The sequence below is a fragment of the Rhodococcus sp. IEGM 1305 genome (assembly GCF_030058635.1).
Lineage (GTDB): Bacteria > Actinomycetota > Actinomycetes > Mycobacteriales > Mycobacteriaceae > Rhodococcus_F > Rhodococcus_F opacus_D.
In genome coordinates this window covers 79,115-86,021 of the sequence record NZ_JASHKX010000008.1, presented here as the reverse complement: position 1 = coordinate 86,021, position 6,907 = coordinate 79,115, and the positions used below count along the sequence as shown (strand labels likewise).

Here is a 6,907-nt window from a genome sequence, read left to right as displayed (position 1 = left end):
CTTGTTCGTCCTCTTTCCCGCTCCGGCGGTGGGACGAACCCACCGGCCACCGAAGAAACTCATAGTGACCTGCGAACCTGGGAATTTACCGAACCTTACCCGGGAGTACGCTTCAGGTTCCTATCGGACGTACGGTTCAGACCGTTTCAGGGTGTCTCACGATGTGGACATGGCGTCGGTTTGCCCACGTACGTCACGTTTCGGTGCGGTCGATACGGCACTGCCCCATTCCTTCCGCGGAAGGAATGGGGCAGCGGTCGGTGCCGGGTAACTAGCCGGCTGCCGCACCCTTGATCTTGGCGATCCGGTTCCGGAGCCCCCACTGCGTGACCTTGAGGAGCGCCTCGCGAACGATCCCGCCGCTCATCTTCGACTCGCCGATCTCTCGTTCCGTGAACGTGATGGGAACTTCGCGGACGTCGAAGCCCTCCTGAATGGCCCGCCATGCCAGATCGACCTGGAAGCAGTAGCCGTGCGACTCCACCGCGGCGAGGTCGAGCTTCTCCAGTACCTCACGGCGGTACGCCCGGTATCCGCCGGTGATGTCCTTGATCTTCACGCCCAGCGCGAGCCGCGAGTAGATGTTTCCGCCGCGCGAGAGCCACTCGCGGTGTTTCGGCCAGTTGACGACCGTGCCGCCCGGCACGTACCGCGAACCGAGCACGAGGTCGGCGCCGGCGTCCACCTGGTCGAGGAGGCGATGCAACTGCTCGGGCGCGTGGCTGCCGTCCGCGTCCATTTCGACGAGGACGGTGTAGTCGCGGTCCAGTCCCCAGTGGAAACCGGCGATGTACGCGGCGCCGAGACCGTTCTTCTCGGTGCGGTGCATCACGTGGATGCGGCCGGCGTCGTCGTTCGACGCGAGGGCGTCCGCGACGTCGCCCGTGCCGTCCGGGCTGCCGTCGTCGACGACGAGAACATGCGTCCGCGGCAGCGCCGCATGCAGGCGACCCACGATCAGGCCGAGATTCTCCCGCTCGTTATACGTCGGAATGATCACCAGAGTCCGTGCGCTCGGTGCCCCGCTCTGCCCGGAATCGGTCTCCGATGCCATGAGGATCCTCCCTGCCGGCAACTGCCGGCGCCTTCTCGGTACTGCGTTGAATCAGTGTGCGAACTGTGCGTCGTCGTTGCACCACGGCGAACGCGACGGCAGCGACGGCGCCGACACAGAGAAGAACCTCCGGAATCGGGCCGAGCCGACTTGCCAGCGTAGTACCGGTGCGCAGCGGCACCTGCGACACCAGGGCCGCGGGTACGAAAAGTGAGGTTTCCGCCGCCGTGGACCCGTCGGGGCCGATGATCGCGCTCACACCGCTGGTTGCGGCGACGACGACGGCGCGGCCGTGCTCCACGGCCCGCACCTGCGACATGGCGAGCTGCTGGTAGGTCATCTCGGTGTCGCCGAACGTGGCGTTGTTGGTGGGGACGGCGAGCAGTTCGGCGCCGCTGCGCACCGACTGCTCGAACGCCCGGTCGAACGCCACCTCGTAGCAGGTCGCGACCCCGACGGCGATTCCGTCCGCGTGGACGACGCCGTCCCCGTCGCCGGGAACGAAGTTGCCCGCCCGGTCGGCATACGCGGAGAAGTGCCGGAAGAACCCGCGGTACGGCAGGTACTCGCCGAACGGCTGGATGATCTTCTTGTCGTGCTGCTCCTGCGGTCCCGCATCGCCGTCCCACACGATCACCGAGTTGGTGGTGGTGCGGTCGGAATTCACGAGCACCGCGCCCACCAGAATGGGCGCACCGATCGCCTCGGACGCCCGGGAGATGTCGGCGGCGGCGTCGGCGTTGCGCAGGGGATCGATGTCGGACGCGTTCTCCGGCCAGACGACGAGGTCGGGTTGCGGCGCCGCGCCCGACGCGACGTCGTCGGCGAGTTCGAGGGTGCGGTTCACATGATTGTCGAGGACCCGCTTGCGTTGGTCGTTGAAGTCGAGTCCGAGTTTGGGGACGCTGCCCTGGATCGCGGCGACGGTCATCGTCCGGTCTCCCGAGTCCATGCCCGGCAGTGTCGGCCATAGCGCGAGCGACACGACGGTCGCGGCGAGGGCGGCGACCAGACCGCCTGCGAGCGGCCGCGTCCAGTTCGTGGCGCCGCCCGCCCGGGCCCGCACTGTCACGGCGACGGATGCCAGCCCGGCACCGGTCAGTGCGACGGCGAAGCTGAGCAGCGGGGCACCGCCGATGCTCGCGAGCGGCAGGAACCAGCCCTCCGACTGGCCGAACGCCAACCGCCCCCAGGGGAAGCCGCCGAACGGCACGCTCGCGCGCAGCCATTCCGTGAGCGACCAGCACGCCGCGATCCACAGCGGGGCCCAGCGCAGCCGGGAGACGAGCACGGCGAGCACCCCGAACAGTCCGATGTACAGCGACTCGACCGCGGCGAGCGCTAGCCACGGGAGGGCTCCGACGAACACCCCGATCCACGGGAGCAGCGGCACGAGGAAACCGAGTCCCGCGAGGTAGCCGTAGCCGAAGCCCGCGCGCAGTCTCGGTGCCGCACCCCCCGCTCCGGTGAGGATCAGCGTCAGCAGGGCGATGCCGATGGGCGCGAGGAACCACAGGGGCCGGGGCGGAAACCCGGCGAACACGAGGAATCCCGCTGCCACCGACAGGACGGAACGCACCGCCACGCCGCGCTTTCCGGTAATCCAGCGAGGTGTGGTGCTACCGCTCATGGACGACGCTCCCCCGGTGCACCGAACGCAGCAGCACGGGTGTGGGCGCGTCGTCCTCGAGCCGCGGCAGGGCCGGGACCCGGGACCGGGGATCGGTCGACCACCGCTGCACGGAGTCCTTGGGCGCGCTGACGACGAGTTCCCCGGCATCCCACACGGCGTACGACGCCGGCGCTCCCGGGTCGAGCGTCCCGGCGAGACCGTCCCGGACCCCGCCGGCCCGCCATGCACCCCGGGTGGCAGCGGAGAACGCCGCGCGCGGGGAGATCCCGCTGCCGGGGGTGCGGTGATGGACGGCCGCGCGCAGCATCGCCCACGGGTCGACCGGGGTGACGGGCGCGTCGGAACTCAACGCCAGCGACACCCCGGCGGAGGCGGCGGCGGCGAACGGGTTGAGGGTGACGGCTCGCTCGGTTCCCAGGCGCTGCGCGTACAGGCCGTCGGTGCCACCCCACAGGGCGTCGAACGCGGGCTGGACGCTGGCGATCACACCCCACTGCGCGAGCCGCGCGGCGTCGTCCCCGGTCATCATCTCGGCGTGTTCGAGTCGGTGCCCGGCCTTCGCGACCGCGGGACCGCCCAGTTCGTCGGCGACGACGGCGAACGCGTCGACCGCGGCCCGGACGGCGGCGTCGCCGATGACGTGGAATCCGGCCTGGATTCCGGCGATCGTGCAGGCCCGCACGTGTGCGGCGATCTCGTCGACTCCCAGGTAGCTCTTGCCGGTGCCGCCGGCCAGATCGGCATAGGGTTCGCTGAGCCACGCCGTGTGGGAGCCGAGGGATCCGTCGATGAACAGGTCGCCGCCCAGCGCGTGGGCGCCGGTGGCGTTCAGCAGCTTCCTGGCCTCGTCGGCGTCGGCGACCGCCTCACCCCAGTAGCCGCGGACCTCGACACCGTGCGCGGTGGCGAGGAGTTCACGGAAATCGTCGAGTCCGGCGATGTCGGGGCCCCCGCACTCGTGCACCGCGACGATGCCGCGGGAGGCGATGGCGTCGAGGGCCGCGATGCGGGCGGCGGACCGCTGCTCGGCCGTCAGCAGCGAGCGCGCGACGGTGCGGGCGGCGTGGTGCGCCTCGAATGTCAGCGGCCCCTCCGGCGAGAAGCCGGCGGTGTCACTCAGATCCGGGACCGACCGGCGCAGGGCCGTCGAGCAGACCGCCGAATGGACGTCGATCCGGGACAGATACACCGTGCGTCCGGGCGCGGCCTCGTCGAGCTGCGCCGTGGTGGGACCGGCGCCTTCCGGCCACGCCGATTCGTCCCAGCCGTGTCCCCAGATGACCGCGTCGCCGTGGGTGCGGGCAAAGGAGGCGAGCCGGTCGAGGCATTCGCGAAGCGACCCGACACCGACCAGATCGAGCCCGACGATGTTCAGGCCGAGCGCCGTGACGTGCACGTGGGTGTCGACGAAAGCCGGGGTGACGAATGCGCCGCCGAGGTCGACCACGCCGGCACCGGGGTGCAGCGCACGGGCCGCGCGGTCGTCGCCGACCCACGACACGACACCGTCGGTCACTGCCATCGACGTGGCGTCTGGAGCAAAGGAACTGTAGATTCGGCCGCCGACCAGCAGTTGTGTAGTCACAGGCAACCAGTCTGCCTGTTAGGGCAGAACGCGGGGATCACGGGTCGGGGTTCGGGGCTCCTCGTCGATCACTACGCCCTCGAAGACCTCGTCGACCACCTCCCCTTCGATCACTTCGCCGCCACCCCGCCGGGGTGCCCGTGCGAATGCTTCCGCCCCGGCCGCGACGGTGGCCGCACGCCTGCCTGCCAGCAGGACCACGACGGGCCGAAGTGCCCATCGGGTGGGGGGAACGAGGAAGAGCAGCCCGAGCACCGAGGTGACCAGGCCGGGGACGAACATCAGCGCGGAGCCCAGTGCGACGAGTGCGCCGTCCGCGACCGCCGAACCAGGAGAGCCGTCGCCGCTCGCCGCCCGGCGCAGGCCGTCCATCACACGACGCCACTGCGACCGCATCAGCAGCAGTCCGATCAGCGTTCCACCGAGCAGGAGGAGCACGGTCCACAGCACGCCGATCGCGTGACCGACCAGGACGAGCGCGGCGATCTCCACCACTACGTACAACAGGAACAGTGCGGCGTACATGACGCCCCCTTTCGGACGGCCGGGTCATCGAGGGTCTGGGTCAACCGTCTGATCGTTCAACGTTCGACGGCGCCGATTTTCTCCCGGCCGCAGATATCGAAGCGCTCACAATGCTAAACCTCAAGTTGACATTGAGAGTCTGGGCATGATGCAGTTCACTGCGATGGGGGTCTTCCGACCCCGCGCACAACGAGGAGCCGATATGACTCGTTCCACCGTCTTCCGCCGAGCCGCAATCGTTCTCGCGTCCGCAGCCGCCTTCGGCATGCTGTCTTCGGGACCGGCATCGGCAGCACCGGTCGCCGACTTCGCGAAGGGTGCCGCCGAACTGCAGGCGCTGGCCACCGAGGTCTCCCCCGCCGCGACCGCGGCCGTGGACGCCCTTCTCGGCGCCAGCGTGTTCATCCCGAAGGACGTGCTCGAGGTCGGACTCACCACACCGCAGGACTTCATGTACCCGTCCCCCACGCTCGGGTGCGGCGTCGCCGACAAGCCCGCGACGGTCACGCTGGCGAGCGCTCAGGGCGGACCGAACCTGTTCCCCCAGATCACCGCCAACCAACTCCGATTCCAGGCCATCCCCGCGTACGTCGCGATCCCGCAGACGTCCGACCTCAGCGTCGCCTGGATCAACCTCACGACGTTCCAGGGCGGGATCGTCACGCTCGACGACAAGCTGCCGATCATCAATACCCCGCTGCTGTCGAAGATCGTCGACACCGGCAAGGGAACCGTCCTCGCGACGATGTTCGGCACGGTCGGCTACGCCGACTCCGTCACGTGCACCGTGGTCCCGACCGTCGGCACCTTCACCGTCTAGCGGTAGTACGCTTCCCCACCCGCCGGCCTACGAGCCGGGTCGCACCAGGCCCGTCTCGTAGGCCAGCACCACTGCCTGGACCCGGTCGCGGACGTTCAACTTGGTCAGAATCCGGCCCACGTGCGATTTGATGGTCGACTCCGAGAGGAACAGCTGACCGGCGATCTCCGTGTTCGACAACCCGGTGGCGACCAGCTGCAGCACTTCCCGTTCACGCTCGGTCAGCACGTCGAGGACCTCCGGGTCACGAAGCGGACCCGGACCGTCGTCGAGGAACCTCGCCAGCAGCCGGCGGGTCACCTTCGGCGACACCACTGCGTCCCCCGCGGCCACACTGCGGATGGCCGACACCAGGTCTTCCGACGGGGTGTCCTTGAGCAGGAAGCCGCTGGCCCCGGCCCGCAACGCACCCATGGCGTGCTCGTCGAGGTCGAAGGTGGTCATCACCAGCACGCGGCTCGCGACCCCCGACTCCAGGATCTGGGCGGTCGCGCTGACCCCGTCCACCACCGGCATGCGGACATCCATCAGCACCACATCGGGTTCGAGTTTGCGGACCGCGGCGACGGCGGCCGCGCCGTCGCTCGCCTCCCCGACGACAGTGATGTCGTCCTGAGCGTCGAGCACCATGTTGAGGCCCATCCGCATCAGTTCCTGGTCGTCGACGAGTAGCACGGTGATCGGCACAGCGCCAACCTAACACCGCGGTCCAGGTAGGCGCCCGGCCCGCGGTACGCGGCGGTCACGACTGGATAACCAAACCAAGACCGGCAGAAGCGCTGGCATACGCTCGAAGTCTGCCTATGATCGAATCGGCGGCCAGTCGGAGTGCCCACAGATCGGGGTGTCCAGATGCGAATCGCGGATGTGTTGCGGAACAAGGGTCCGGCCGTGGTGACGGTCGATCCGGAGATGCCGGTCAGCACGCTGATCGGCGAACTCGCCAGGCACAATGTCGGTGCCCTGGTGGTGACGGAGAACGACGCCGTCGTCGGGATCGTCACCGAACGCGACGTGGTGCGCCGCATCCACGAACGCGGCCCAGACATCCTGAATGCCCGGGTCGTGGACATCATGACGACGTCGGTGTTCGCCTGCCTCCCGACCGACACCGTGGACAGTCTCGCCGAAACCATGACCGAACGCCGAATCCGGCACCTGCCGGTGATCGTGGACGGGCAGCTGGTCGGCATCGTCAGCATCGGCGACGTGGTGAAGAGCCGGATCGGCGAGTTGCAGACCGAACGCGACCAGCTCGAGTCCTACATCGACCACGGCTGAACGAGAACC

Annotated in this window: 7 protein-coding genes; 2 read left to right on the top strand and 5 right to left on the bottom strand. The window is 68.9% G+C overall.

Annotated elements, in window-relative coordinates; genetic code table 11:
* Positions 1-271: 271 nt before the first annotated feature.
* The 4 genes from QM693_RS15440 to QM693_RS15425 are packed head-to-tail and all read right to left on the bottom strand — an operon-like array spanning position 272 to position 4,797.
* The gene (locus QM693_RS15440) at positions 272-1,054 is read right to left on the bottom strand and encodes a polyprenol monophosphomannose synthase (protein ID WP_280784436.1); all 783 of its coding nucleotides are present in this window, start codon (positions 1,052-1,054) and stop codon (positions 272-274) included.
* Positions 981-2,684: an apolipoprotein N-acyltransferase gene (gene lnt, locus QM693_RS15435; RefSeq protein ID WP_283352789.1), complete on the bottom strand. Its 1,704-nt coding sequence runs from the start codon at positions 2,682-2,684 to the stop codon at positions 981-983. The genes QM693_RS15440 and lnt overlap by 74 nt, the downstream gene beginning before the upstream one ends.
* A complete protein-coding gene (locus QM693_RS15430; RefSeq protein WP_283352788.1) occupies positions 2,674-4,278 on the bottom strand; it encodes an amidohydrolase in 1,605 nt (534 codons plus the stop codon). Before QM693_RS15430 ends, lnt begins: the two co-directional genes overlap by 11 nt.
* Before the next feature lie 12 nt (positions 4,279-4,290).
* The gene (locus QM693_RS15425) at positions 4,291-4,797 is read right to left on the bottom strand and encodes an FxsA family protein (protein WP_283332483.1); all 507 of its coding nucleotides are present in this window, start codon (positions 4,795-4,797) and stop codon (positions 4,291-4,293) included.
* Positions 4,798-4,999: 202 nt separating this feature from the next.
* Here QM693_RS15425 and QM693_RS15420 point away from each other — a divergent pair, with 202 nt between their 5' ends.
* Complete coding sequence (locus QM693_RS15420) at positions 5,000-5,617, top strand: hypothetical protein (protein WP_280784440.1); 618 nt, start codon at positions 5,000-5,002, stop codon at positions 5,615-5,617.
* A gap of 27 nt (positions 5,618-5,644) precedes the next feature.
* Here the strand turns inward: QM693_RS15420 and QM693_RS15415 are convergent, their stop codons facing one another.
* Positions 5,645-6,304 (bottom strand): response regulator, encoded by a 660-nt coding sequence (locus QM693_RS15415; RefSeq protein WP_005260679.1) that lies wholly within the window; start codon positions 6,302-6,304, stop codon positions 5,645-5,647.
* Positions 6,305-6,469: 165 nt separating this feature from the next.
* On the opposite strand from QM693_RS15415, the gene QM693_RS15410 reads away from it, so the two are divergent.
* A complete protein-coding gene (locus tag QM693_RS15410) occupies positions 6,470-6,898 on the top strand; it encodes a CBS domain-containing protein (protein WP_009472696.1) in 429 nt (142 codons plus the stop codon).
* Positions 6,899-6,907 lie beyond the last annotated feature (9 nt).